Here is a 26,843-nt window from a genome sequence, read left to right as displayed (position 1 = left end):
CTAGAATAAACCATCCATTTTATAGAAAAGGAGGGGATTTGATGAATAAATTAACGACCATATACCCTCAAGCGATTGAACATACAAAAATGAAAGTTTATGAAGATATTAACCATTATTTTGAAACGAAGGAAACACCTCCATCCTTTAATCAATACCTAGCCGACCGCAAGGATTATGTCGAACAAATTTGGATTAATGTTTGGCTGAATAAGTCGACCAATGATGTCCCGCGGAATGAAAAAAAGCAATTGCTAAGTGAAAAAGGCTTTGAGGTACAGGGAATCGACCGAAAGTTGATCAACAAATTGTTTAGAGATGAAATGCGCGTGTATCGACCTTTTGATGCGATGGCGTGGATTAAGGAAACATTTTCAGGAAAACCAGACGAGTGGCAGAAACAGTATCAGGATGCGAAAATCAATTTTATAAAACGCGAAGAACAAAAACAACTGGAAGAACAGAAGCAATTCATTAGAAGTGAGATAGAGGATCACGCAGTTGCGATTTTAGAAGAACAATATGAAGGGTTCTATTTATCGTTACGATACTTCGTGGCAAAACAATTAGTGGCGGATTTAGAAAATAACGTGAAATTCCAATCTGTCGATACCTTTGCGTTAGAAGAGAAATTAATTGATGAAGGTCATTTTAATCCCTCATCCTACACCACGGTTGCCAGCTTTTTTGAAGAACTAACCGGAGATATTCATAAAACGATGAACTGGGGCAGAAGTTTATATGAATATCAAACCTATTTCTTTGTTTATGAAAGTTTAATTGGTGATTATTTGTCCGACCTTATTCCGGAAAAAGTTTTAGAGCAGTTACCAGATCAACTGAAGGCTGATTTCTTTCAAACTTTTCATGAAAAACTATCGGCTTCTTTTGTAAAAGGCAGTATTGCACAGGTGCTTTATGATGTTGAGGGGTATTTTATTGAGGATATTCAAGCTGAATACCTAGCAGATTTAATTAGATTGGCTGAAATTCCCTTTGAGGAAATGCTCCACAAGGAAATTTTTGAAAAGGACCTTCAAGAGCGCGAGCGAAAACAAAAGGAAGCGGAAGAAGAACTAAAGCGAAAAAGAGAAGCAGAAGAGCGGATGATGAAGGACATATTTGCAACCGAATACGACCCTTCACTCCAGCGGCAGATCCGCTATGTCCTTCATATCGGTGAGACCAATACAGGGAAAACACATCATGCGCTTGAAAGGATGAAAGAAGCCTATAGCGGCTTATATTTAGCTCCGCTTCGTCTTTTGGCCCTTGAGGTTTATGATAAGTTAAATGCTGAGGGGACGCCTTGTTCCTTAAAAACGGGTGAAGAAGAGAAAATGACTCTTGGGGCCAATCATACGTCCTGCACGGTGGAAATGTTTCATGAAAAAGATTTCTATGAAGTAGTCGTCATTGATGAAGCGCAAATGATTACTGACAAAGACCGTGGTTTTTCCTGGTATAAGGCAATTACAAAGGCTAATGCAAAAGAAGTACATATCATTGGAAGCCGGAATTCAAAAACAATGCTGTTGCAGCTTTTGGGTGAATCAAATATTGAGATTCATGAATACACACGTGATACCCCACTCGAAGTAGAGACAAAAGAATTTCATATTAAACACGTAAAAAAAGGAGATGCGTTGATTTGTTTTTCACGTCGGCGCGTACTTGAAACGGCCTCAAGACTGCAAAATGATGGCCATACCGTCAGTATGATCTACGGAAGTATGCCTCCAGAAACAAGGAAAAAGCAGATTCAGCAATTTAATTCTGGCAAGACAAAAGTAATTGTGGCAACAGATGCGATAGGTATGGGGCTAAACCTGCCGATTCGCCGGATTGTTTTTTTAGAAAATGATAAGTTTGATGGAACACGGCGTCGATTGCTGACCTCACAAGAAGTAAAGCAAATTGCTGGCCGCGCTGGGCGAAAGGGCATTTATAATATTGGGAAAGTGGCATTTACGAGTGATATCAGAAAAATGCGGAACTTACTTTTACGGGAGGATGAACCTGTTCATACCTTTGCGATTGCACCAACCAATTCCGTTTTTGAACGCTTTCAACGTTATTATCACGATTTAGGTACCTTTTTTGAACTATGGGGGAAATTTGAAAGTCCGAAAGGGACGAAGAAGGCATCGCTGGCAGAGGAAAAGTCGCTTTATCAAATAATCGCGGGGACGGAAATTGAAGCAAGGCTCTCTTTAACGGACCTTTATGGTTTTTTACATCTGCCGTTTTCAAAAAATGAGCCGATCTTAACCAGGCAATGGGAAGATACCATGTATGCAATTATCCAGGGACGTGAACTCCCTGAACCGATTGTGAAGGAACGCAGCTTGGAGGAATTGGAATTAAGTTACAAGGCAATCGGTCTCCATCTTTTATTTTTATATCGATTAAGAGAGGGAACTACAGCCATCTATTGGGAACGATTGAGAGAAGAGGTCAGCGATAAGGTACAAGATCGCCTGAAAACAGATATTAAAAAGTTCGTAAAAAAGTGCAAAAACTGTGGCAAAAAACTGCCGTGGGATCATTCATTTCCAACCTGTGAAGCGTGCTTTGCAGCAAAAAACAAAAGATATCGATATGGTGATGAATATTAGTTAGTAAAAAAAGGCCTGATAGGCCTTTTTTATTTTTAGTAGAGAAATGAAATATTCATGTCGAAAGGCGCATTTATTATAACTTTTAACAGGGAAAAAAAACTATATTTCGCCTCTCTAAATTATTTTATATGTAGGTATATCGCAGTTTTTAGTAGGTTGATTATTCTGATAAATTAGAATTCTGCAAAAATAAAAGGGGTGCTGTTCTTGTTAAAAGTCCTATCAAAATCTGCATTTGCCTTAGCGTTAGCTGGTAGTCTTACCCTAACTGGCTATCAATCTACCGATTTGCAGCCTAAGGTAACTAAAGCACAAAGTACATATGATTTGAGTCTTGCTCATTATGTTGGGGCATCCCCCGAATTAGCCGCTAAGGCAAAGGAATTAGGGAAAGATCTATCAAAAGTAGATCCTGCTGAGAAAGTAGCAAACAATAAGGGGACGAAATTTCAGCAGGCTGGGGATAACCATGTTGTAAATCAAAAGGCAACTGGAAATGTACCGGTTCTAGTAATTTTGGCAAAGTTCAAAGATGGAGATGAGCCAAAGGGGGATGTACCAGGACAAGTACCAGCCAAATATTTTGAGGATTTGATTTTTGGTGATCATTATGATCCATACCAATTAGATGAATTCAAGCAGTACGCTGAATTTAATGGGGTAAAAGCACCAACAAATAGTACAATGCAAAATATTTACAAGGAATCTAGTTATGGAAAAGTGACACTAGTAAAGAAAGATAATACCGATCTTGTTTGGGTCGAACTTCCAAAAGGGGCTTCCTACTATCTAGATCAAGAAGGTAAGTACGCTGAAAATGGTAAGTATAAATATGGCAACGTTAATGGAGATGCCCATAATGGTGAATTAGTGACAGACCTATTTAAAGCAGCAGATAGTGTAGTAGTTTTTCAAAATATGCTGTTGATGGAGAAGTTCCAAACGTATTTATCGTTCATGAAGGAACAGGAGCAGAATTTAGTGCAGGCCCTGCCCAAATTTGGTCGCATAAATGGAATGCGCTAAGTGCTTCATATTACGGAAAGTATTATGAAACAGGGAAACCTGCAGCGGATTTAAACCAAGACGGCGTTGAAACCGATGAAGAGTGGAATACATGGTATTCAAAGTTTGTTGAGGACCACACTTTTGACGGTGTTTATGTAGATAATTACAATATCCAGCCGGAAATCGGTGGTAACGTTGCCGGATACAATGAAGCAACCGGCGGTTATGACGAAGCATCGAAAACAGGTCCATTCCCTGGACAGCCTGGTGTATTTGCCCATGAATTTGGACATGCCTTAGGTCTTCCCGATTTCTATGATACGGTTTACACATCAGAGGGTGTTGGTAACTACTCCATGATGGCAGGTGGTTCTTGGATGAGATATCCAGATGCCGCTGCATACTCTGGTAACTCGCCAGTCCATTTTGATCCATATTCAAAAATTTTCCTTGGCTGGGCTTCACCAAAAGAAGTTAAGCCTACTGATGGTATTAAAACAATTACATTGCCACCGGTCAATGCGGCCACTGCAGAAAATGGAATTGTGAAGATGGAAGTGCCTGGATCTAACGGTACTGAATATTTCTTATTTGAAAATGTTCAGCAGAAAGGTTTTAACAAAGGGTTAATTCGTGAGGGTGCAGATGCTCATGGACTAGTAGCTTGGCATGTCGATGAAAATGTTCTATCACTCTATCAAACAGCTGGCTTCCGTCCGAATAATGTGGAAAACTGGATGAATAAGCGCTTCCAGTTCAATCAATCACAAACAGCTAGCAATGGCGATATTGTCACACACTACGGATTATCTATCTTACAAGCGGATGGTAAGTATGAGCTTGAAAAGAATGTGAACCGTGGAAATGCCGGAGACTTCTTTAAGACAGGCAGCAATCTTACTCCTGTTTCCGGGAATGTTCATACTGGTTCCTACTATTTCTGGAAAGGCTATAGTTCGACACCTGCCGATTCCGGCATCCATGTAACCGATATTAAAGAAAACAAGGATGGCTCAATTACAGCAAAATTCTTCTATAACTTTAATGAATCTAGTAAGTAAAGGTCAGCCCGGGTTCCTTTGGAACTCGGGTTTTAATTTTTCCCTTAATTCCATTTTTGGGAAATTGTGATAAAATATGACTTAAAAATATAGAACCATGAAAGTGGTGTGAAAATTGCAGCTATCCATAACGGTTAGAGGCCCAGGAGCAGAAGCTGTTTCTTATCTTCTAGCCAAGAATCCAAATAATCTTTATGAACGCGGAGAAAAAGGGCTAACCGTCCGCCTGGTTTATCCAATTTTTTCTAGCGAAGAAGTACAGTTCATCATTTTTGTAAAAACAGACCCGATTGATTTGGTTAAGAATACATCCGATTTATATGATATTACTCACTACATAAATGACCGCGAGTTTGCAGCAAGCAGTATCTTTGTTACCTCCATTCGAAAAGCATTGGGGACTGCCTTAAATGGAAAACCGAAGGAGGAATATGCCTCATGGGTCGAACATCCCTTTGACATGGAATTATCTTTTGGTCCGGTGGCCACGGATTTAAGCAACCGTGAGCTGGAAGCGTTATTTGCACCAATCGGTTATGCAGTCAACATAGAATATGGAGAAAGTTTTATCCGTGAAAAAAGCTCAGCAAGGTTTATCACCCTTTTAGGGAAACAAACACTTCAGAATGCACTCAAACAACTTTCGATTCTGATTCCGGTTATCGATAACTATAAACATTATTTTATTGATGAACGAGAACTAGAGAAGTTTGACCGATACGGTGAAGGCTGGTTAGAGAACCACCCACAAAAGTTGTTGATATTAAATCGTTCTTTACGGTTCCAAAAAATGATTTCACAGTCAAAGTTCTATGAAAAAGAAACGAAAAAAGAGGAGGGAAACGAGCCGCCGAAAATACGTTTAAATGATCTTCGCTACGAAGCGATTATTAAATATGTTGAAGCTTTGACCAAAAAACAAACCATTGTTGACTTAGGTGCTGGGGAAGGAAAGTTATCAGTTAAGTTAGGATTTATTGAAGGAGTGCAGGAAATTCTTTCAGTCGAGCCATCGAATCGAGCGCGGTTAAAGGCATTAGACAGATTTAATCAAGCAAAAGAAAAACGTGGATTTGTGGATCCTCAGTTATTAGCAGGCTCACTATTTTATTATGATGAACGCCTTCTCAACAAAGATGTTATGATTCTTTGTGAAGTGATTGAACATATTGATGAATATCGGTTACTAAGGGTATTCGAGACGATTTTTAAAGACTATCGACCAGAAGTGTTGATCGTGACGACACCGAATCAAGAATATAATGAGGTTTATGATATGGATGAGTCAATGAGACATCATGATCACCGCTTTGAATGGACGAGGGCAGAGTTTACGGGGAAATGTGAAACTTGGGCAAGTTCCTATCCATATCAAGTACGTTTTCAAGGCATTGGCGAAGAACATCCAATTTTTGGTCAACCGACGCAGATGGCTATCTTTTCAAGAGAGGAGGGGCAATAATGACCAAAATTCACTTACCCTATGCTGGAATTGTCCTCATTGTCGGACCTTCGAATAGCGGCAAAACCACGTTATTAAACCGGCTCGTCCATGAAAAGAAGATTCAAGTTTCGGAAGTTGTAAGTTCCGATCAATTCCGGGTTCTCGTCAGTGATGTAGAATTTATCACGTGGAATCAGCGTCCAAAGGATGAAGCGGATGTCTTATTTGATGAATACTACCGGATTTCAAACGAAGCATTTGATGCGATGGAATATTTAATTGGGAAGCGGTGCCGTTTAAATAAACTAACGATAATTGACGCGACACACTTAAAAGAAGAGGATCGTGAGCGTTATCTTCGTCTAGGTAAGAAATATCATGTCCCCGTCATCGCGATTGTGTTAAATGTAACGGAAAAAGAAATCCTTTCTCGTGATAAGGAACGGGATTTTCCACGCGGGAAGAATCGGCTCAAACAGCAATACCAGCACTTCAAGCGAACGCTTAGGTTTATTAAGAAGGAAAGCTTTCACCGCACCTATATTTTAGATGAACGGGAGCTTGAGGCATTGGATATAGGGCGGCTTGCGAATTCTTTTTTCATCGATGTGGGTAATGGCATTGATTTTATTGGGGATATTCATGGCTGTTTTGAAGAGTTTATCGAATTGATAACTAAGCTGGGCTATGAGGAAAACGAGGAGGGCTTGTTCCATCATCCTGAGGGAAGGAGAATCCTTTCACTTGGTGATGTCATGAGCCGTGGACCAAGGTCGCTGGAAACTATGCAATTTTTCAAAAAACATGTAGATGCTGGCATTGCCTACATGATAGATAGCAACCATGGCTGGAAAATTGCCCGCTGGCTGGATGGACGAAAGGTGAACCTGGCACATGGTGATGAGAAAGTCGAAGCTGAATTTCTTGAGTATGAGCGCGAATTAGGTAAAGAAGCTACTGAGCAATTAAGAGCAGATTTAAAGGAACTTCTCCTTGCTTCGAAATCGCATTTGGTTATCCAAAAAAATGGTGTAAACGTGGCGGTCGCAACACATGCAGGCATAAGAGATGGGTATATTGGCAAACAATCGCAGCGCATTTCTGATTTTTGCCGGTACGGAGATTCAGAGGGGATTGATGAAAATGGCAAGCCGCGGCGAAAAGACTGGACCATTGATCACAGATCACAAGAATTAATTATTTGGGGTCATGATCCAAAGCCGCAGCCACTATTGGTAAATAACACACTTAACATTGACCAAGGAGTGGTATTTGGCGGGAGGCTAACCGCCTATCGTTTTCCAGAAAAACAGTTTGTTTCTGTGGCCGCTAAACAGGATTATGCTAATGTTCCTGACAACCCAATTAAGGAATGGGAACAAATGCGGCTTGCCCCTCCTAATTTAGGTAAGTTAATTAATGGGTTCTCGGTGTTAACCGAACAGTATGGGGAGATCGCTATTTATAAGGATGTGGCCAAATCCGCCTTGGACGACTTTTCTCATTACACCCTGCCGCTTGAGGAGATTGTCTATTTACCGCCGACAATGAGCCCAACTCCGAAACCTTCGAATTTAGCGGGATACTTAGAGCACCCGCAAGAAGCGTTTGACTACTATCAGGCAAATGGCATTGATACGATGATTGTGGAGAAAAAACATATGGGCAGCCGCGGCATTTTACTTCTTTTTAAACATAAGGAAGCAGCCAAAGAGTATATCGGCAGAGAAACATTAGGTTCGATTTATACGCGGACTGGCCGGGCCTTTTTCAAAAAAGAGCTGGAGGCACAAATTTTACAAACTCTGCATGCCGATTTAAAAAGTTATTTTGAAACATACAACACAGATTTTGTCCTAATGGATGCTGAGATCCTGCCTTGGAATCTAAAAGCAAAAGAACTAATCATGAATCAATATGCACATGTGGGCGAAATGGCGTTACTCGATCGCAATAAATTAAAAGAACAACTGGAGAAAGCCGCTGCTAACGGCAAGGATGTGGCCAGTTGGCTCTTGGAAACGGATGAAAAGATTCACAATGCAAAAGTGTTTAACGATGTGTATCAAAAGTATTGCTGGGACACAGAAGGGTTAGCAGGCATTCAAATTGCTCCTTTTCATACTCTAGCTCATAGTAATGAAACATTTTTCGATAAACCGCATACCTGGCATATGGAGAAAAATAAAGAATTCAGTGTCCTTTCTGATTTGTTTATGGAAACGGAATATCGGATTGTGACCGACGAGGACTCCATGAAGGCGGCAATCGTTTGGTGGGAAGAAATGACTGAAGAAGGGCATGAAGGCTTTGTTGTTAAACCGAAAGTCTTTGTGGCCCGTCATAAAGGTAAGCTGGTACAACCGGCTATTAAAGTCAGAGGCCGCAAGTATTTGCATATTATCTACGGCATCGATTACTTACAACCAGAGAATCTGTCCCGGCTAAAGCAGCGAAATGCTGGTAAGAAACAACGCAATGCCTTAAAGGAATTTTCCTTAGGTGTGGAAGCAGTCAAGCGCTTTGTTGGGAGGGAGTCATTGGAGCGTTACCATGAATGTGTGTTTGGGGTTCTCGCGTTGGAATCGGATCCAATTGATCCACGATTATAGGTACAAAAGGGCGAACTTGTCTATTGCAAGTTCGCTTTTTCTATGTAATAACTTAACATCTCATGCCCATATGATAGTAAAAAAGGAGTGTGAGAACATGGCTGTTCATATTGTGGCTGCTGGTGAAAATTTATGGAAGATTTCCACAAAGTATGGTGTTGCGACCCAAACGATTGTCGCACTGAATGGATTGCCATCATCTAATGCACTCACTCCAGGACTTGCATTATATCTCCCGGATCATCTGCCTCCACTTCACGCGTATCGAATTAAAGCCGGCGATCATATCTGGAAAATAGCTAAGCAATTTAACAGTCATCCGGCAGACATTCTGGCCGCAAATCCCGGTTTGAATCCAACTCAATTGTTAATAGGTCAAATCATCAATGTGCCATCTCCGATGAAATCGGATCTTACGACACTTGGATTTTTAGTACCTTCCTCCGTAGCTGCAAATCTGGCAACCTTGAATTCTATTGCGGGGCAACTTACTTATTTGGCAGTGGTCGCTTATTCTTTTACAAAGGAGGGATATGCCTTTAATATGGTCGAGGATTCAGCCATAGTTGCTAAAAGCAATCAATTGAAGGTCGTCCCATTGATGATGATTAGAAATTTGGTGGGAACTGATTTTAGTGCGGAGTTGGCTGGAAGGGTGCTCGAAAATCCAACATATCGTGCCAATCTAGTGGCAAGTATTGTGAATTTAACGAAACAACGTGGGTTTGGGGGCGTTAGTATTGACTTTGAATTTATTCCTCCTGCACGACGGAATGACTTTATATTGTTTCTTACGGCATTAAAAAGGAGTTTAGGACAATTGATATTACATGTAAATGTTCATGCGAAAACAGCTGATATACCGACAAATCGAATTATCGGTGCATACGATTATGCTGGGATTGGTAATGTAGTTGATTTAATTGCCGTGATGACAATGGATTATGGTTACCCTGGAGGACCTCCTGATCCAATTGCCCCGATTCCGTGGCTGGAGCAAGTCATTCAATACTCACTTACGCAGATTAATCCTCGTAAGTTACAAATCGCGTTGGCGTTGTATGGGTATGACAAGGTTGTTGGGACGAATCAAACACGTGCCCTATCTGTAAATGCTGCACAAAATCAAGCGATTGCTGTTGGCGAACCGATTGAATTTGATGCTACAGCGAAAGCACCATGGTATCGCTATTGGCCTGGTGGGAAGGAACATATCGTTTGGTTTGAAGATATTCGCAGTTATATAGAAAAGTATAACTTAATGGGTATTTATCGATTAGCGGGCACGACTTTTTGGCAAATTAGCTTACCGGCACCTCAGAATTGGGCATATCTTAGAAAAAATTTTAATGTGGTGAGGAGAATGGTGTAAAATTACACTACGATTGGTGAGGGAATTTTGCTTTTGTACAATTTTAAGGTGGTTTTGTACAATTTTGGGATAGTTTAGTGGAAATTTTACTGCCTTTTGTACAAAATATTGGGTGTTTTGTACCATTTTCAAAGGGTTTAGTACAATTAGACATATTCTGGAAATCTAACGGTTGTCCTATTAAAAAGGGCATTGATGATATTATTTGTTTTTTTCGGACAAACTTTTAGGAAAAAGGAAAGGCTGGAAGCAAAGCTTGAGCAAAAGATTTAAATATTACATTCTTATTTTAATATTGATGATTCCATCTTCAATAAAAGTAAATGCTATGTATGGTCACGAAAAAATGGTCCAACAGATGGATCAACTAATCAATAACGAGCTAGCATTAAAGGGGGCTATTGCTGGGGTTAGTATCCGTTCTGCTGAAGATGGAAAAATCATCTATTCCCATCAAGGCGATGTCCGCTTAAGACCCGCTTCGAACATGAAGCTATTAACTGCCGCTGCCGCCCTACATATCCTTGGCGAAGATTACACGTTCACGACGGAGATATATACAGATGGCGCGTTGAAAAAGAAAACTCTCAACGGAAATCTCTATTTAAAAGGGAAGGGCGACCCAACATTATTGAAATCCGATTTTGATCAAATAGCTGTTGAAATCAAAAAACATGGCATCAAAAAAATAAACGGAAATATCGTCGGCGATGATACCTGGTATGATGGTGTCCGCTATTCACTCGACCTGCCCTGGAGCGATGAAACCACCCATTATGGGGCACAGATTTCGGCACTAACAGCATCACCAACCCAAGACTTTGATGCTGGATCGGTCAAAGTTGTCGTCCAACCTGCAACGAAAAAAGGTGACAAGCCAATCATAAAACTGACCCCGAAAACCAATTATCTAAAAATCGTCAATCACGCCGTCACCGGTGCAGAGGAAGGTAAAAAGAATATCACGGTCGAGCGGGTACACGCAAAAAATGCCATCACCATCAAAGGAACAATCCCAATCAAGGCAAAACCGGAACAGGACTGGATTGGTGTCTGGGATCCAACAAAATATGCCATGTCCCTATTAAAACAATCGTTAACAGAACACGGAATTCAAGTGACTGGAAAACTAAAAACAGGAATGGTGCCTGACACCGCAAAAATGTTTACAACCTATCATTCGATACCATTATCTGAGCTAATGGTTCCTTTTATGAAACTAAGCAACAACGTCCATGCGGAAATATTAATGAAGGAAATGGGCAAGGTTGTGAAGGGAAAAGGGAGTTGGGAAAACGGATTGGAAGTATTAAATTCCGAATTAGTCAAATTTGGGGTTAACCCCAAAACATTGGTGCTGCGAGATGGGTCCGGTGTTTCGCATGTCAATCTGATACCAGCAAACCAACTAACGCAACTGTTGTTTGCCGTGCAGAAAGAAAAGTGGTTTTCGAGCTATCTTCAGTCATTACCAGTCGCTGGGGCACCTGGAAAGATGGAAGGCGGGACCTTAAGAAATCGCTTAAAAGATCCTCTTGTCCGAGGAAGGGTAAAGGCAAAAACAGGAACCATCTCTACGGTGAGTTCTATATCAGGATACATAAAAACGAAAAGTGGACAAACCTTAATCTTTTCGATTCTATTAAATAATTTACTTGAAGATACTAAAGGGAAAAAGGTAGAGGATCGTATGCTAACTATAATAGCCAATCAATAATTAACCTAATTCGAATAGAATAGTCATGCTCAACAAACCCTATTTGTAAAAAGTACGGATGGAGACTCAATGATGATCTATGGCAGTCATGTTAGCATTAGAAACGGATATTTAGGAGCAGCAAAACAAGCGGTTGCAAACTGTGCATCCGCTTTTCAATATTTTCCGAAAAACCCGAGAAGCCTTTTCATCAAGGATTTCGACCGAGAAGATGCGAAAAACTGTAAACAATTTTGCAAACAGCATCAACTTCAATCGATTGCTCATACACCATATTCCACAAGTTTAACACCTTCTGAGGACAAGCGGAAATTAACAATCGCTTCCCTTTTAAATGATTTAGAAATTGCCAATGCCTGTGGGTCCATTGGGGTCGTGGTCCATTATGGAAGCCAAATTAGCCAAACTGATCCACTAGCAAGTTATCATTTAATGCTTGCGATGTTAAATGGAGTACTCAGTCAGTGGGATGGAGACTGTTTGATACTGATAGAGAATAATGCTGGTACAAAAGGAGCTTTAGGAACAACCTTTGAGGAACTGGTCCAAATTAGAAATCTATGTGATTATCCGGAAAAGATTGGTTTTTGCCTCGATACCTGCCATGCCTTTGCGAGCGGCCTTTGGACAGGGGAAAATTCAGGTGATCTGCTCGAAAAAGGGGAAAGTTTAGGATACTATGCCGAGTTAAAGGCCATTCATTTAAATAACTCGAAATACCCAACAGGCTCAAAGAAAGATCGGCACGCAAACATTTTCCACACGAATGGCCTAATCAAAGCCCAGCAATTAATGGAACTAATTACATCACCTGTTTTTAAGGGAATCCCCTTAGTCCTAGAAACTCCTGATGATGAAGGTATGACTCATAGAGAAGAAATTGAAATGCTCAAGCAAAAGTGGGGGTAATAATTTCTTGAAAATTTGAAGTATTAATTTTACTATAAATATAATGATAAATAGTTATTCCGTGGGAGAGCAAAAAAATATGAATAAAAAACAAGGACAGCTTCTTTCTGAACGTTTTGAAGTAGCTTTTAACCAAGTACACGATGCGTTGCGGGATATCGTTCAAATAAATGATGATAGATTCGTCGTCCTCGTGAAGGTTGGCGCAAAAAAATATCAAATGATTGAAACGTATAAAAAAGACTTAGAGCAATATGCTCGGCTTCGGAACGCCATTGTTCACGAGAAAATGGAAATTGGCTTTTATATTGCGGAGCCTAATGCAAAGGTCGTTTCTCATATTGAAAAAATCGCTAATGTGTTTAACCGACCTAATTATGCACTATCGATTGCTACGAAGAAAGTGGTGTTCTTTGATTATCACGACAGTATCTTAAAAGTAACCGCCGCAATTAAGCAGTACGGTTATTCGAAGTTTCCCGTCTATAAAAACAAAAAATGTATGGGCTTACTTACCTCAAGTTCAATTGTGAAATGGATGGCACAAAATCTGGAGAGTGGTCTAGTTAATTTTGCCGATATCCAAGTGGCAGAAATCATGAATTTTGAGAAAGAATATCCATTAGAAATAGTTTCCAAAGAGATTAATATCTTTGAGATTGAAAATATTTTTGAAAAAGCACATAAGAAAAAACGAAAGATCGAAGGTGTAATCATCACTGAGAATGGGAAAATGGATGAGGCACCATTGGGTATGATTACCCCATGGGATTTAATACAAATAGATTACACAGTAGAGTAATCTTCTCTCGCTTGAAATCAATAAATTCAATTAATATCGGAAAAACTAGTGTAATGGTATTCTTTCAAAAAGGAAGGGTGAATTTATGCGAAATTACCGATTTCTCATCAATGAGCAATTTCAAGCGAACAGTATAGCGGAAGATTTAAGAGTGCAAATGGAAGTCAATCGGTTCAATGATGTTAATATTTTGTCTGTCGACAATCGAAATGAAATCCTTGTCCAAGTGTTTGAATTAAACGAGGCAGCTAAAGAAACGGTTGAGACGTTTATGCAGGATTATCAAAAAGGGATCATTATGGAATAACAGTTAAGGTTCTCCTTAAAAGGGAGAGCTTTTATTTATCGGCTGTGTTACCCCTTCAATGATTGGATCGAAAAGGTTACAATCAATCAACTAGAAATGAGCAATAACGAGCACACCGGCAGGTATGCTCGTGCAACTTAGCTTAAAATTCAAACTCACTTAATTGATCCATATGCGAGGCAATCATGGCGATGATGGTGGTTGCTTCTTCTTTGCTAAAAATAAAATGGGATTCATCTTTAATTAATTCATCATCAGTTGTCCAGATTCGATTAACACGTTTGAGGACACCGTCACCAGTGGCTTGAACCAATCCGAATTGATAGGTGACTTCGACTTCATCTTCATGTTTAAAGGCTGTTACCTCCGGTGTAGACCAATCTACATCAATTTCCTCAAAGATGTCGTCACTGTTGACTTGTTCCGCTTCGTAATACTCTTCTTCGTCGTCATCATCCACATAAACGGTTTCAATCTCACCATCATCCTCATCATAGACCTCGGAAGTCTGAAGATAGACCCCATCATCTGTATAATGGTCATCGCCGTTCATATAATCATGCAGACTGGCGTGAACTTCCTCGATAATGTCCTCTATATCTGAAAGGATGACCTTCGCCGTATGTCCGGTGTCCACATCAAAGGTATCGATGTAAAATTCCTCGTTTTGAGGATCAAAGAACAATGAGCAGAAATAATCACGCTCCAACTCTTCCGTATCAACATCTGCGGTATCGACATAAAACTCAATCCTCGGATGTTTGGCAGCTCTTTCAACGGTCATTTGACCAACCTGATCATATTCTTCACAAATAGATTCCAGGTGTTCTTGCAGTTCTCCACATACTCTGTCAAACCATTCTAACGACATCAAACATCCCATCCTTTCTATGTTAACCCGAGGTTATTATTACCAAATTTGAACGATTTATTCTTTTCTTATAATTTGAATGTATATTCTTCTTCAACCACTGCTTTTACTCTCTTTCACAAAATGGAACGACGATTTTATCGCTTGCTACATTGTCCCTTTAACCGGTTGATGATCAACTACTTGAGGCATTATTTTTTGCATATCCTAAAGTGACCCATTTAACAATCCCCAAACTATTTCAGTGAGCATCATGAATTGGATTTCACTCTCCTTGTGGTACTATATAACTTATCAGAAGAAATGGAGGTGCCGAAATGAAAATTGAAGTTTGGTCTGATTATGTATGTCCGTTTTGTTATATAGGAAAACGCCGATTAGAATTAGCTTTGGATCAATTTCCTCACAAGGATCAAGTAGAAGTAGAATTCAAAAGTTTTGAGCTTGACCCCAATTCGCCTAAAAAGATTGATCAAAGTATTCATGAGGTGTTGGCACATAAATACGGGATGAGTTTGGAGCAAGCGAAACAAGCGAATCAGGGGGTCGGTCAGCAGGCAGCCACTGTTGGCTTGACGTTTAATTTTGATGAAATGAAGCCAACGAATACATTTGATGCCCACCGTTTGGCCAAATTTGCAGAAACACAAGGAAAAGAAGCGCTCGTCTCAGAAAAACTTCTCCGTGCCTATTTTACAGAGTCGAAGCATATTGGGGAAATTGAAACACTTGCAGATATTGCTGAAGCAGCAGGTTTAAATCGACAAGAAGTATTGAATGTCTTAAATGATAAAAATGCGTTTGCGGTTGATGTCCGCAATGATGAATCCCTTGCCCAGCAGTATGGTGTTCGCGGGGTACCGTACTTTGTCATTAATCAAAAATATGCAATTTCAGGTGCCCAACCTACAGAAACCTTTATCGGAGCGTTGCAAAAAGTTTGGGAAGAAGAGTCACCGGTTCCAGTTCTGCAAGATCTTTCAACCGAGGAAGATGTTAGTTGTGCGGATGGCAATTGTGTTATTCCAGAGAAAAAGTAGAGATTGTTTCATAAATTAAGGATGGGAAAGGAAGACAAGTTTCCTTTCCCATTTTATTTTATAAATACCTTATTAGCGGTTGCGGACTCTTAAATTCCACATGTTGCCATCCTTCCAACAACGATTGATGATAGAATTGCATCTATAACCTCGACGCCATCCTGTCCATCTGCAGCATCTAGAAGTTCTTCGTCTTGAGGTACACCTTCTGGAAGTATTTCGGCGTGATGTATTTCGGTTTCTTGAAGTATTACGATTTCTAGAAGTATTACGATTTCTAGAAGTATTTCGGTTTCTTGAAGTGTTACGGTTTCTTGATGTATTACGTCTAGATGTGTTCATCCGTGATGTCATTTGCTGTCTGGATGTTTTACGTCTAGATGTCCTTCTTCGTGTAGTGCGACGGTCTTGACTAGGGTCACGGAACATAAAGTCCCAAAATTCGCCTCGTCTTACTTCATCTGCCGCTCTTTCAATATCTTCAGCTGAAAAATCGCTCATAGTAACTTAGCACCTCCTTTAAGCTTGAAAAGGGAGTACATATCTGATTGACAAATTTGTCCAAGAAACTCTCTCTTCTTCTAATAAATTACGTGTGTACAGGTACATTTGAGTGAGAAAAAGGCCTATCAATGAAAAAAAAGCTGTCCAACCGGGGACCTCCTTCCTACAATTCTCATACGAATATAGGAGGGAGGAATATAATAATGGACGAGACAGCACTACTACCGCAATACAAACTATTTATTAGACCCATCGACCTGCGGGAACTAAGAAGAGACATTTGGATTGATGACCCAATACCAGCCCAGTTAACAATTGAAGGGAAACGGCTCGACATTGATATTGCCTATCGAGGATCACATATCCGTGATTTTTCAAAAAAGTCATACCAGGTTTCCTTCTACAAACCAAAAACCTACAGAGGTTCCAAACATATTCATTTGAATGCGGAATTTAAGGATCCTTCATTTATTAGAAACAAACTATCATTTGATTTCTTTGCGGAGCTAGGTGTTTTATCACCTCAATCGCATCATATCTTTTTGAATCTGAATGGGAAAGCTGAAGGGGTCTATTTGGAAATTGAGAGTGTGGATGAGAATTTTTTAACAAGAAGGGACTTACCGAAAGGGAGTATCTTTTATGCCGTTGATGGGGACGCCAACTTCTCACTAATGAGCGATTTGGACAAAGAAACAAAAAAATCCCTCCGATTAGGCTATGAAAGAAAATTTGGTGCGCCAGAAGATGATTTTTACTTACAGGAATTTATCTTTAATATCAATACATTTTCAAAAAGTGAATTTGAAAAAGAAATTCATAAATTTGTAGATATTGATAAATATCTCCGTTGGGTGGCTGGTGTTATTTTTACATCAAACTATGATGGGTTTGTTCATAACTATGCCCTTTATAGGAATGGTGAAACACGCCTTTTTGAGATTATTCCGTGGGACTATGATGCAACATGGGGCCGGGATGTCAATGGGAAACCGTTGGAGTCTGATTATGTTCCGATTGATGGTTTTAATACATTAACTGCACGATTATTATATGTGGATACCTTTAGAAAGCAATATCAACAGCTCCTAAAGGAGATAATGGAGCAGCAATTTACAGTAGGACATATGATTCCGAAGGCGGAAAAACTCTCACAATTGATTCGTCCTTATGTCTTAGAGGACCCATATAAAAAACAAGATATGGATAAATTCGACCAGGAATTATCGGTCATCACGAAATATATCGAGGAAAGAAGAAAATACTTATCCAGGAAATTAGCAGCGCTAAATTGAAGTGTTCAGAGGAAAAGGAGCCATCTACTTGCTAGGTGGTTATTTTTATCGTGGTTCAAAGTTAGAAATGTAGGATTTCATAAAGAGTTTGTCGAAATATAATACTATCTGTAATTATTCGGAATTTTACTCAATAATATGTTATTAAAGATGGCTCGGCCCCATAATATGATTGTGGCCCATTAAATATTGTTGGAAAAGACAATATGAATTTGATCAATAGCCGAAAGGAGTTTCTGTTGTAATGTCAAAGACAGTAAAAATAGGAATCACAATCATAATCCTTCTAGCAGTGATTCCTGTGTACTTTCTCTTCAATCAACCAATCGAAGAGGGAGGAAATGACCCAACAACGAAGAATGTGAAGTTGGAACAAGAAGTTGCTAAAATCGCAGCGATAAAAACTAAGGAAGAAACAACTGATACGAATGAACTTACTTCAGAAGGCCAAGATAACCCAGCAGCAGAAAAGAACGAAGAACCTGTAAAACAGGAATTTAGTAAAGAAAATCAAGAAACAATCAAAACTTCAGATGAAGAAGAAAAAGAAAAAGAGGAAGGGCAAAAGGACTTTTTAGTCGTCATTGATCCTGGACACCAACGTTCGGCTAACCTGGGACAGGAGCCTGTAGGACCGGGTGCGTTAGAAAATAAAATTAAAGTAACGGGTGGAACGGCTGGAGTTGCTACAGGGAAGCCAGAGTACAAATTAACGTTAGAGGCCTCGCTAATTTTAGGAAAATTGCTTGAAAAAAGAGGAGTAAAAGTCATTTATACCCGAACAAGCCATGATGTGAATATGAGTAACAAAGAAAGAGCCGAAATCGCTAATCAAAATCACGCCGACTTATTTGTGCGGATTCATGCGGATGGGTCAACCAATCGGAATGTTAAAGGTCTTTCTGTCTTAACTCCTTCTGATGATGATCCATATACAAAGGCTATTTATCAAGATAGTCTAAAGGCTTCCCAGCTTATACTTGATGAAACTAAAAAAAATCCAGCTGTAAAAGTAAATGGGATATCGTTTCGCAGTGACCTATCAGGCTTTAATTGGTCGAAAGTGCCTAGTACGTTAATTGAAATGGGCTTTATGAGCAATCCTAGCGAAGACAAGAACCTGTCCGACACCGGCTATCTTACCAACTTAGTCACCAACATTTCAGATGGGATTATAAACTACTCCAATAGGAATAAATAGGTGTTAGAAAAGGGTGTCAGGCACCTAACGGTGCCTGACACCCTTTTTTTGCTATTCGGTTCAATCTCTTTGTAAGGTAAAGTCAGCTGCAGTTGCATTCACTTTCTTAAGATCATTGAAGGGTAATTCCTTAAAACGATTGAATGAAAATACATATTGTTGTATATTTATAAATAAATGTTACAAAAGGAGATACAGAATGGATATTTACCATGCAGTGACAAGTGATGTTAAAGATATTTATGATTTAATCCAAATTTTTGCTGAAAAAGGAACCGTATTGCCTCGCACGTATTTATCACTTTATCAACATATACAATGTTTGTATGTTATGAAAGAGGATAATAATATACTAGGGGTTGCAGGATTACATGTTTTAGGACAAGACCTGGCAGAGATACGATCTTTGGTTGTTTCTCCCGATTATGCTGGAAAAGGTATTGGTCGCAAATTAGTTAATCGTATTATAAGTGATGCACCGAAACTTGGAATTAGCCGTGTAATGTCTTTCACATACGAAACAGAGTTTTTCAAAAAATGTGGCTTTAAGATCGTAGCTAGGGAGACTTTGCCTGAAAAAGTGTGGGTGGATTGTATGAATTGTCCTAAGTTAGATTGTTGTGATGAAGTCGCAATGATTAAGTATGTGGGGTAAGGTGTCAGATAGATTGCATAAAGTGATATTAAACTTGGCAGTTTACAAGAAAAATAGGAATGGTGCCATTATGTGGTGCCATTTTCTTCGTTGTGTAGGAAATGATAAATTCTAGATTTAATTTTTTCTGAAAATTCAATTAAAGTTTGAAAATGTAAGCGTTTTCTATTATAATAGATAATGGGTTGGATGGCATGCGTGGCCGTCAGCGTATTTGGCGTAGGTGGGGCCGATACTAGGGACAGATGTAAATTAATCTTTGTGATTATCTACTTTTCAAGTTATCTGAAATTTGTGCACCAGTACCTTAAATTTATAGTTTCCTAACAATCGAGATTATTCCTTGAAATGTGTTATACAATTTACGATTGACAATCTAAATGTGATATACTATTATAATATCAACAAGTAAAAACCGCTTACATTTTAAGAGGTTAAAATTGTCTATCTAATAAAATTCAAACAAAGGGGTTTTTCTAATGGGAACTATCATATGCCAAAATTGCAATAACACAATTGAGCAATTTGAGAATGAGAAAGTATCAACTTTGTACGGACAATGCACTTGCTGTGATAAAAAACAAAAGAAGGCTTCTAAATAATTCAAGATAAATTAATACAATAAAAACCGTTCTCAAATGATGAGAACGGTTTTTATTGTTCCTGCAACAATCGTATTTACAACAACATAAAAGCTTTATTTGAACCGTTTTCGGTTGTACCGGAAACGATTATTGCATACTTTATCTTGTACAGTGTTTTATGGATGCCGCTAGATGGATTTCATACCCTTTTTTGGAAAAGGGCATGCTTTGAAACTTTTATAGAAAAATAAATGAAATGTAGAGGTGGGGAAGAATGCTGCGTAAGGTGATTATGGTTATAGATGATGAAGAAAGTGTAAAAAATGCAATAAGAGAAATCTTAAAATCGAAAAATAAAGGACATGAGTATGCGCTAGATTTAACCAGAATTAAAGATAGGGAACGAAAAACAGACATCATGAAAAGGTTAACGAGGTTCTAATGAGAAAGGGGTGTTTTTTAGAAAATGTACTTGAAAAGTTTTCCAGCTCTAGAGAACATATGCGGAATGCATATGTTTTTTTTATTAAAAATCTAGTGTAGAAGGAAATAGCCAAGAATTCCTAAAAATGCCTATTTTTCTTTATTACCATATTTGTCCATATCGCCTTCTTCTTATTAACATATAATTACAAGAAAACTATTTTAACAGGAGTTGAGGTTTTCTAATGAGTAAGAATGTGCTTGTGATTGCCGCTCATCCTGATGATGAGATTCTTGGAAGTGGAGGTACCATTAAGAAATTAATTAATCATGGCTATAAAGTCATTACTGTGATTGCTGCTAAGGGGCGGAAGGAAGAGGAGCATCATATACCAGAATTTATGCTGAAGGCAAATAAACACTTAGGAGTAGATGAGGTTCTATTTCTGGAATTCCCAAATTTATTACTAGAAACAATCCCGCTTGTTGAAATTAACAAATCTATTGAGAACCTGATGGACAAATATACTCCTGACATGATTTTCACCCATCATTATGGTGATACCAACCGTGACCACCAAATATTATTTCAGGCAGTGTTAACAGCAGCACGGCCGTTGCCTGGAAAAGATCCGGTTGAAATTCTTTGTTTTGAAACGGTTTCGTCGAGTGAATGGAGTCAGCATACAAATGACAAAGAATTCAAACCTAATTATTTTGTGGATATTACAGATACCATAGAAGATAAAATCAGATCTCTTCAATATTATGATGTAGAAATGAGACCATTCCCACATCCACGTTCCTATGATGGTGTGAGATATTTGGCGCGTATCAGAGGTATGACGGTTGGGGTCGAATACGGGGAAGCATTTGAAATCATTAGGAGGGTATGGAAATGATCGAAAATGACCAACCTTTTATGCCAGCCATTTTTCCATATTTAATCTCTACATTGGATCAATATTACGGAATTGATCAACCTATTGAACAAGAACTAGCAACAAAAAGGGAGCACTTCTATACAACAAAAATACCAAACAAAAAATTAAAAATATTAATCACAACATTTTGGGAATATCCATTGATAGGCGGTTTGCAGAAATATATCAATACCCTTAAAATTGGCTTGGAAAATTTAGGACATAGTGTCGATGTAATAGCATTAAACTCTTTTTCGCCAGAGGAAATGAAGAAATTACGCAATCACTTTTCTGAGGAATTTAAACAATTTTTTCTTAATCGTTATGGCAGTTTTAATGAAAAAATTCTACACAATATCAGCAAATTATCCAGTTATTATATGATGTTAAAAAATTTTGATCTGTCTCAATACGATATTATCCACGCACAAGATCGATATACAGCTAATGTACTGGGAATGCTTAACCAATCCTTTCAAAAACCTCTTCTTTTTACACCTCACGGATTTATGACCCAAAACAGATTAAAGTTTAACTTGATGGAGGAAGGTTCGGTTGAGCAAAACTATTTTTGGGCGATTGATAGCCATGCCATAAAAAATGCCAATCAAGTAATCGTCCTTTGCGATATCTTCCGTCCAATTCTAGGAAATTTAGGTGCAGCGGATAATAAAATAACTACTGTTCATACAGGGATTGATTTTGGTGTAGGGAATTTTCAGAAGAAAAGCAGGAATAAAACGGTCATAACTTGTATCGCACGGCTTCGTCCTCGTAAAGGACATAAGTATTTATTTGAAGCGTTAGCGCTCATAAAAGACAAACTGAAAAATGTAGAAGTGAGGATTGTCGGCGATGGTGAAATGAGAAAGGATCTTGAGAAGCAGGTAAAACAGTTGAGATTAAAAAATATTACCTTTTTAGGGAGCAGAAATGACATACCCAAGTTGTTAAGCGAATCAGACATTTTTGTACTCCCAACAACTAGTGATACACTGCCGCTCTCCATTATCGAAGCAATGTTTAGCAATCAGGCAATCCTTACAACCAATTGCGGGGGGATTCCAGAGATTATTGAAGATAACTATTCAGGAATTATCGTTGAACCTGCTAACTACAAGCAACTTGCAGACAAGTTATTGCTCCTCTTACAAAAAAAATCATTAAGGGAAGAATTAGCACAAAATGCCTATGCATATGCACAACGACATTTAACCGTTAATAAAATGGTTCGGAAAATTGAAGAAGTTTATCAATCATTATTATGAAAGGAGGAGAACAACATGCGACACGATGTTCCTGCTGTTGTACTTGATCTTAGTGCAACAGGTATAGGAATTGTAAGAAGTTTAGCGCAAACCGGAATAAAGGTATATGCCTTTGATACGAAAGGAAAATATGAAATTGGTAAAACTCGATTAGCCACTTGTGGAATTTGTCCGAATCCAGTTAGTGAAGGACCTGCATTAATTTTATTTCTTACCAGGCTGGCACAAAAAGTAGGACAAAAGGCAGTCCTGTACGCAGGTTCTGATGACTTTGTTCAGTTTATTTCAAAAAACAGATTTGTCCTTTCCCACTATTATAGGTTTCTATTACCAAAACACACCCTGGTAGAAGCGGTATTGGATAAAAGACTAACATACGAATTGGCGCTTAAATCAAATGTGCCATGCCCAAAAACATTTGCTATTAATAACGAAGAGCAGTTCGAAGAAATTATTGATCAAGTTACCTTCCCTTGCATTTTAAAACCAGTTTATTCCTCCCATTTTCGCACAAATATCGATCATAGACTCTATAAAAAAGCAATCGTTGTTGAAGAGCCTTCTAAATTGAGAGAAGAGTACCTTTTTTATCGCCCATTCGGGAAACTCATGATTCAGGAAGTCATCCCTGGTAATGAGGATTGCATTTATTCTGTGAAAACATTTTTTGATGAGAAAATGAATTTAGTTGGCTTGTGGATGAATCAAAAATTACATCAATTTCCCCCACATTTTGGATCAACAGCCCTTGCCCTTAGTATTAGGGACGAAGAAGTCATTCAACTCGCTACGACATTTCTGAAAGATATTGAATTCAAAGGCTTAGCTATTGCCGAATTTAAACGGGACCCAAGAGATGGAAAACTGAAATTTATTGAAATCAATTCAAGAATCGGTTTAACTCAAGCGTTATCAATTGCTTGTGGGGTTAATTTGGCTCACTTGTATTATTTATCCCTTACCGGGCAAAATCCCACACCAGTGACACAGCAGAAAGAAGGGGTCAAATGGGTTTACTTTGTTCGGGATTTTCTATCCTTTCGCCAAAAACACAAAAAAGGGGAAATGAAATTCTTTGAGTGGATAAAGAGCTTATCTGGTAAAAAAGTTGAGGCTCTTTTTGCTTGGAATGACCCACTTCCATTTGTTCGAAGTTTTGTTTCCCATTTGCGAAATTTATGGGGAAGACAGTTATAAATAATAAATGAAGGAGGGAACATTCTTTTTGAATAGTTTAGAAGAAGTTTTAAGCTGTTGGAAACAATATGATTGGGAAGTAAAGCTAAAAAAAGTCCTGAATAAAAAAGTAAAATTAGTAGATGAAAAAATAGAATGCCTTAAAAATACTCGTGAAAAGACTAGTATTTGGAAGTTGATTCTAACAGATGGACGGGAGTTCATTCCCATCGTGCTAAAGATATACAAACAGCCGCTGAAAGAAAATCATCGGTTGGAAATCAATATGTATCAAAAAGCCTATAACATTTATCAAGAGTTTATGCCGAAATTGTATTGGTTGGAACCGAACGTTAATGGCGAAGAAACATGGATGTTTACTGAATGCTTACAGCCGTTACGTGGACAAATAAAATTAGCCCCCAAGCATTTGGAACAAATTATCCCTACTGTGGCAAAATTTCATGCCATAACATATGATAAACGATTTTTACAGCATGCGGACCTATTTGACTCCTCACTTCCTTACTTTGATTCCGAGGAAAAGGTTAAGGAAAGGACGAAAGGAATCAAAAAGGCAAAGGAAAACCTAGAACGGGCAATGAAAGATCCTAATTTAACAGAATTGATAGCACCAAGGTATAAAATAATCAAAAAAATATTAAAAAAAGGTCCCGTTTTTTTTCCTGAAATTACTGAATCCGGACAATGTCTCATCCATGGCGACCTCCATGTCCATAATATTTGCTGTGAAAATGCCCGTGATGTAGAGAATTGGAAAATTACTTTAATTGATTGGGAGTCTGCGAAACATTATCCATGCTGGTATGATTTAGTCGTTTTAGTTGAATTATTAATAGATTTTCGCTCAGATTGGCAGCAGAGTGAAGAAGAGATTCGAAGAAATTGCGTGCAAGTTTATTGTGAAGAGATGTTAAAATATGGAATAACCTTTAATGAGGATCCACTAAATCTTCTTAAAAAAGCCTATTTACAAAGAACGCTTGAAAAAAAGCTCTCTAGTCATTTGCAAAAGGTGTTGGGTGGAGGTAAGAGCACTCTCCTCAAGAGATATCTCGAGAAAATAGAGGTTTGGGGCAAAGAACTGGGGTTATATTAATGAAGAACCCAAAGTTTATAAACATTTAAAGGGGTTTGTTGTATGGAAAAGATTAGACGATCTTCCCTTAGTTTAATTAAAGTGAGTAGTGAGTTTGGATGAAGGTGCTCGTAACTGGGGGAGCTGGATTCATTGGTTCGCATGTTGTTGATTTATTAATTCAATCCGGTTATGAACCGATCGTAGTAGATAATTTACGGTCTGGTAATAAAGCATTTGTCCCTCCAAACGTTCGATTCATTAGAATGGACATCTCGTCGCCCAAAATTGAGGCTGTTTTTGAAAGAGAAAGACCGGATGTGGTGATCCACTTAGCGGCACAAGTAGATGTTGCCTCCTCGATAAAAAATCCAGTCGAGGATGCAAACCAAAATATTCTGGGAACGATTCGATTATTGGCCTGCTCCTATAAGTTTAACGTGAAAAAATTCATATTTTCTTCGTCTTGTGCAGTATACGGGGAAAAAGATGACTGTAGTATAAAGGAAACATTCCCCGTTCACCCCTTATCCTTTTATGGAATTAGCAAATATACTTCAGAACAATACATTCAGGCCTTTCATCGACTTTTTCAACTTCCTTACACGATTCTTAGATATGCGAATGTATATGGACCGCGCCAATCTTCTAATGGAGAAGGCGGGGTCATCTCCATCTTTTTGAAGAAAGTGCTCAATGGTGAAGCCCCATATATATCAGGAGACGGAGAACAAACAAGAGATTTTGTGTATGTGAAAGATGTCGCGCGTGCCAATGTATTATCCATTGAAACGGGAACAAATGGTATTTTCAATATCGGCACTAATTCTAAAACAAGCATTAACCAACTATATCAAATAATCACTTCATTAACTAATAGTAATCTATTACCTAACCCTATGCCTGTACGCGAAGGGGATATTCGTTATAGTCGATTGGATAATACCGAAGCTGTGAATCTTTTGTCGTGGAAACCTAACTTTGATTTGCAAACAGGATTAAATGAAACATTAAACTATTATAAAAGGATATTGAAAGAAGAATGAAATAAAAGGAGATAAGAAATGAATGATTTTAATAAATTAGCAGCCAAAAATAATGGCAAAATAACGTTACAAGATTTGAACGGTTTTCCAATGCTTGGGAAAGGTGCAGATGGGTCCGTTTTTCAATTGTCACCTGAGAAGTGTGTCAAAGTATATGTTAATGAAGACAATCAAAAAAAGGAGTTAAATGCTCTACAAATAGGACAATCAAGTTCCGTTATCCCCCGTCTCTATGAATATGGATCCAATTATATTGTAATGGAATTGGTGAATGGAGGTAATCTAAAAGCCTACTTAAAAAAAGAAAAGCAACTACCCAAGCTAATCGCAATGAAGATATTATTCATGCTAGGGGAATTAAAAAAGGTTGGTTTTGCTAGACTTGACACCGAGGTTCGCCACATATTTTTTAATGAGCTGGGAGAAATTAAAGTGATTGATCACAAGAGGGCAATGACTACTGTAAGGTCTGTCCCGACTAAATTATTCACTGGATTAAAAAAACTTGGTTATTTAGATGAGTTCTTAGGGCATGTGAAGGAATTAAACCCATCCATATATGAGGAATGGAAAAAGATAGACTTAAAATAATAACAAAAGGGCTGTTGTGGTTTGCGAATCACAGCCCATTTTTGTTTTACTGGAAAAACTTTTCATTGAACTTGGAGTGAGCTGCATGGTACTATAAGAAAGTTCTTTTCGAGCAGTTAAACATCTTCAAGCAATAAACTTTTTTATTATAAAATAGATGTTGACTTGTTTAAAAGAATTATAGTATAATATTTTTTGTCGCTTCTTACTGAAGTGGAATTGCTCTTTGAAAACTAAACAAACAAAATCGTGCAAACAAACAATAACATTCGTGTTTCTACTATATATTTAGTGAGAACATGAGCCAACGTAAC

24 protein-coding genes are annotated in these 26,843 nt (G+C 38.4%); 22 read left to right on the top strand and 2 right to left on the bottom strand.

Annotated elements, in window-relative coordinates:
• Window positions 1-41: 41 nt before the first annotated feature.
• The 10 genes from COJ96_RS12735 (at window position 42) to COJ96_RS12695 (ending at window position 13,853) form a co-directional block, all read left to right on the top strand.
• The gene (locus COJ96_RS12735) at window positions 42-2,618 is read left to right on the top strand and encodes a DEAD/DEAH box helicase (RefSeq protein ID WP_098573796.1); all 2,577 of its coding nucleotides are present in this window, start codon (window positions 42-44) and stop codon (window positions 2,616-2,618) included.
• 210 nt (window positions 2,619-2,828) lie between these two features.
• Complete coding sequence (locus COJ96_RS28650; RefSeq protein WP_180230101.1) at window positions 2,829-3,647, top strand: hypothetical protein; 819 nt, start codon at window positions 2,829-2,831, stop codon at window positions 3,645-3,647.
• On the top strand, window positions 3,572-4,690 hold the full coding sequence (locus COJ96_RS28645) for an immune inhibitor A domain-containing protein (RefSeq protein ID WP_180230103.1): 1,119 nt from the start codon (window positions 3,572-3,574) through the stop codon (window positions 4,688-4,690). Before COJ96_RS28650 ends, COJ96_RS28645 begins: the two co-directional genes overlap by 76 nt.
• A 115-nt stretch (window positions 4,691-4,805) precedes the next feature.
• Window positions 4,806-6,152: a 3' terminal RNA ribose 2'-O-methyltransferase Hen1 gene (locus tag COJ96_RS12725; RefSeq protein WP_098573793.1), complete on the top strand. Its 1,347-nt coding sequence runs from the start codon at window positions 4,806-4,808 to the stop codon at window positions 6,150-6,152.
• On the top strand, window positions 6,152-8,746 hold the full coding sequence (locus tag COJ96_RS12720; protein ID WP_180230100.1) for a polynucleotide kinase-phosphatase: 2,595 nt from the start codon (window positions 6,152-6,154) through the stop codon (window positions 8,744-8,746). The genes COJ96_RS12725 and COJ96_RS12720 overlap by 1 nt, the downstream gene beginning before the upstream one ends.
• Window positions 8,747-8,843: 97 nt before the next feature.
• Complete coding sequence (locus tag COJ96_RS12715) at window positions 8,844-10,118, top strand: LysM peptidoglycan-binding domain-containing protein (RefSeq protein ID WP_098573790.1); 1,275 nt, start codon at window positions 8,844-8,846, stop codon at window positions 10,116-10,118.
• A 256-nt stretch (window positions 10,119-10,374) separates the two neighbouring features.
• On the top strand, window positions 10,375-11,835 hold the full coding sequence (dacB, locus tag COJ96_RS12710; protein WP_098573844.1) for a D-alanyl-D-alanine carboxypeptidase/D-alanyl-D-alanine endopeptidase: 1,461 nt from the start codon (window positions 10,375-10,377) through the stop codon (window positions 11,833-11,835).
• Between the two features lie 69 nt (window positions 11,836-11,904).
• Window positions 11,905-12,744, top strand: coding sequence for a deoxyribonuclease IV (locus COJ96_RS12705; protein WP_306460592.1), 840 nt, complete (start codon window positions 11,905-11,907; stop codon window positions 12,742-12,744).
• A gap of 79 nt (window positions 12,745-12,823) precedes the next feature.
• Entirely contained in the window at window positions 12,824-13,546 is a 723-nt protein-coding gene (locus COJ96_RS12700) for a CBS domain-containing protein (protein WP_098573786.1), read from the top strand.
• 85 nt (window positions 13,547-13,631) lie between these two features.
• Window positions 13,632-13,853 (top strand): hypothetical protein, encoded by a 222-nt coding sequence (locus tag COJ96_RS12695; RefSeq protein ID WP_098573785.1) that lies wholly within the window; start codon window positions 13,632-13,634, stop codon window positions 13,851-13,853.
• A gap of 142 nt (window positions 13,854-13,995) precedes the next feature.
• On the opposite strand, the gene COJ96_RS12690 is transcribed toward COJ96_RS12695, so the two are convergent.
• Window positions 13,996-14,724: a hypothetical protein gene (locus COJ96_RS12690; RefSeq protein WP_098573783.1), complete on the bottom strand. Its 729-nt coding sequence runs from the start codon at window positions 14,722-14,724 to the stop codon at window positions 13,996-13,998.
• A 317-nt stretch (window positions 14,725-15,041) separates the two neighbouring features.
• On the opposite strand from COJ96_RS12690, the gene COJ96_RS12685 reads away from it, so the two are divergent.
• The gene (locus tag COJ96_RS12685) at window positions 15,042-15,764 is read left to right on the top strand and encodes a DsbA family oxidoreductase (protein ID WP_098573781.1); all 723 of its coding nucleotides are present in this window, start codon (window positions 15,042-15,044) and stop codon (window positions 15,762-15,764) included.
• 72 nt (window positions 15,765-15,836) lie between these two features.
• On the opposite strand, the gene COJ96_RS28260 is transcribed toward COJ96_RS12685, so the two are convergent.
• On the bottom strand, window positions 15,837-16,265 hold the full coding sequence (locus COJ96_RS28260; protein WP_142332997.1) for a CotG/ExsB N-terminal domain-containing protein: 429 nt from the start codon (window positions 16,263-16,265) through the stop codon (window positions 15,837-15,839).
• A 206-nt stretch (window positions 16,266-16,471) separates the two neighbouring features.
• Here COJ96_RS28260 and COJ96_RS12680 point away from each other — a divergent pair, with 206 nt between their 5' ends.
• The 11 genes from COJ96_RS12680 to COJ96_RS12635 all read left to right on the top strand — a co-directional run bounded on the left by COJ96_RS12680 (window position 16,472) and on the right by COJ96_RS12635 (window position 26,529).
• On the top strand, window positions 16,472-17,563 hold the full coding sequence (locus COJ96_RS12680; RefSeq protein WP_098573779.1) for a CotH kinase family protein: 1,092 nt from the start codon (window positions 16,472-16,474) through the stop codon (window positions 17,561-17,563).
• Between the two features lie 244 nt (window positions 17,564-17,807).
• Window positions 17,808-18,764, top strand: coding sequence for an N-acetylmuramoyl-L-alanine amidase family protein (locus COJ96_RS12675; RefSeq protein WP_098573777.1), 957 nt, complete (start codon window positions 17,808-17,810; stop codon window positions 18,762-18,764).
• Window positions 18,765-18,963: 199 nt separating this feature from the next.
• A complete protein-coding gene (locus COJ96_RS12670; protein ID WP_098573775.1) occupies window positions 18,964-19,419 on the top strand; it encodes an N-acetyltransferase in 456 nt (151 codons plus the stop codon).
• 479 nt (window positions 19,420-19,898) lie between these two features.
• Window positions 19,899-20,021 carry a GapA-binding peptide SR1P gene (locus tag COJ96_RS12665; protein WP_098573773.1) on the top strand — a complete coding sequence of 41 codons (123 nt, stop codon included), beginning with the start codon at window positions 19,899-19,901 and terminating at the stop codon, window positions 20,019-20,021.
• A 256-nt stretch (window positions 20,022-20,277) separates the two neighbouring features.
• Window positions 20,278-20,445 (top strand): hypothetical protein, encoded by a 168-nt coding sequence (locus tag COJ96_RS28640; protein ID WP_180230099.1) that lies wholly within the window; start codon window positions 20,278-20,280, stop codon window positions 20,443-20,445.
• Between the two features lie 226 nt (window positions 20,446-20,671).
• A complete protein-coding gene (locus COJ96_RS12660) occupies window positions 20,672-21,328 on the top strand; it encodes a PIG-L deacetylase family protein (protein WP_098573770.1) in 657 nt (218 codons plus the stop codon).
• Window positions 21,325-22,617 carry a glycosyltransferase family 4 protein gene (locus tag COJ96_RS12655; RefSeq protein WP_257148502.1) on the top strand — a complete coding sequence of 431 codons (1,293 nt, stop codon included), beginning with the start codon at window positions 21,325-21,327 and terminating at the stop codon, window positions 22,615-22,617. The genes COJ96_RS12660 and COJ96_RS12655 overlap by 4 nt, the downstream gene beginning before the upstream one ends.
• A gap of 15 nt (window positions 22,618-22,632) precedes the next feature.
• Complete coding sequence (locus tag COJ96_RS12650; protein WP_098573767.1) at window positions 22,633-23,814, top strand: carboxylate--amine ligase; 1,182 nt, start codon at window positions 22,633-22,635, stop codon at window positions 23,812-23,814.
• 28 nt (window positions 23,815-23,842) lie between these two features.
• Window positions 23,843-24,913, top strand: a complete 1,071-nt coding sequence (locus COJ96_RS12645; RefSeq protein WP_180230098.1) for a phosphotransferase — start codon at window positions 23,843-23,845, stop codon at window positions 24,911-24,913.
• A 98-nt stretch (window positions 24,914-25,011) separates the two neighbouring features.
• Window positions 25,012-25,938 carry an NAD-dependent epimerase/dehydratase family protein gene (locus COJ96_RS12640; RefSeq protein WP_098573762.1) on the top strand — a complete coding sequence of 309 codons (927 nt, stop codon included), beginning with the start codon at window positions 25,012-25,014 and terminating at the stop codon, window positions 25,936-25,938.
• Window positions 25,939-25,956: 18 nt separating this feature from the next.
• Window positions 25,957-26,529: a kinase gene (locus COJ96_RS12635; RefSeq protein ID WP_098573760.1), complete on the top strand. Its 573-nt coding sequence runs from the start codon at window positions 25,957-25,959 to the stop codon at window positions 26,527-26,529.
• The last annotated feature ends 314 nt before the right edge of the window (window positions 26,530-26,843 follow it).

Origin of the sequence: Bacillus sp. AFS073361 (genome assembly GCF_002567005.1) — a bacterium.
GTDB lineage: Bacteria > Bacillota > Bacilli > Bacillales > Cytobacillaceae > Neobacillus.
This window is presented reverse-complemented; position numbering and strand designations above follow the sequence as displayed.

What these genes read in the sequence shown, in the direction of transcription:
- COJ96_RS12735 (WP_098573796.1), top strand. Translation starts at nt 42, where the DNA reads ATGAATAAATTAACGACCATATACCCTCAAGCGATTGAACATACAAAA.
- COJ96_RS12720 (WP_180230100.1), top strand. Translation starts at nt 6,152, where the DNA reads ATGACCAAAATTCACTTACCCTATGCTGGAATTGTCCTCATTGTCGGA.
- COJ96_RS12715 (WP_098573790.1), top strand. Translation starts at nt 8,844, where the DNA reads ATGGCTGTTCATATTGTGGCTGCTGGTGAAAATTTATGGAAGATTTCC.
- COJ96_RS12705 (WP_306460592.1), top strand. Translation starts at nt 11,905, where the DNA reads ATGATGATCTATGGCAGTCATGTTAGCATTAGAAACGGATATTTAGGA.
- COJ96_RS12700 (WP_098573786.1), top strand. Translation starts at nt 12,824, where the DNA reads ATGAATAAAAAACAAGGACAGCTTCTTTCTGAACGTTTTGAAGTAGCT.
- COJ96_RS12695 (WP_098573785.1), top strand. Translation starts at nt 13,632, where the DNA reads ATGCGAAATTACCGATTTCTCATCAATGAGCAATTTCAAGCGAACAGT.
- COJ96_RS12690 (WP_098573783.1), bottom strand. Translation starts at nt 14,724, where the DNA reads ATGTCGTTAGAATGGTTTGACAGAGTATGTGGAGAACTGCAAGAACAC.
- COJ96_RS12685 (WP_098573781.1), top strand. Translation starts at nt 15,042, where the DNA reads ATGAAAATTGAAGTTTGGTCTGATTATGTATGTCCGTTTTGTTATATA.
- COJ96_RS28260 (WP_142332997.1), bottom strand. Translation starts at nt 16,265, where the DNA reads ATGAGCGATTTTTCAGCTGAAGATATTGAAAGAGCGGCAGATGAAGTA.
- COJ96_RS12680 (WP_098573779.1), top strand. Translation starts at nt 16,472, where the DNA reads ATGGACGAGACAGCACTACTACCGCAATACAAACTATTTATTAGACCC.
- COJ96_RS12675 (WP_098573777.1), top strand. Translation starts at nt 17,808, where the DNA reads ATGTCAAAGACAGTAAAAATAGGAATCACAATCATAATCCTTCTAGCA.
- COJ96_RS12670 (WP_098573775.1), top strand. Translation starts at nt 18,964, where the DNA reads ATGGATATTTACCATGCAGTGACAAGTGATGTTAAAGATATTTATGAT.
- COJ96_RS12665 (WP_098573773.1), top strand. Translation starts at nt 19,899, where the DNA reads ATGGGAACTATCATATGCCAAAATTGCAATAACACAATTGAGCAATTT.
- COJ96_RS28640 (WP_180230099.1), top strand. Translation starts at nt 20,278, where the DNA reads ATGCTGCGTAAGGTGATTATGGTTATAGATGATGAAGAAAGTGTAAAA.
- COJ96_RS12660 (WP_098573770.1), top strand. Translation starts at nt 20,672, where the DNA reads ATGAGTAAGAATGTGCTTGTGATTGCCGCTCATCCTGATGATGAGATT.
- COJ96_RS12655 (WP_257148502.1), top strand. Translation starts at nt 21,325, where the DNA reads ATGATCGAAAATGACCAACCTTTTATGCCAGCCATTTTTCCATATTTA.
- COJ96_RS12650 (WP_098573767.1), top strand. Translation starts at nt 22,633, where the DNA reads ATGCGACACGATGTTCCTGCTGTTGTACTTGATCTTAGTGCAACAGGT.
- COJ96_RS12640 (WP_098573762.1), top strand. Translation starts at nt 25,012, where the DNA reads ATGAAGGTGCTCGTAACTGGGGGAGCTGGATTCATTGGTTCGCATGTT.
- COJ96_RS12635 (WP_098573760.1), top strand. Translation starts at nt 25,957, where the DNA reads ATGAATGATTTTAATAAATTAGCAGCCAAAAATAATGGCAAAATAACG.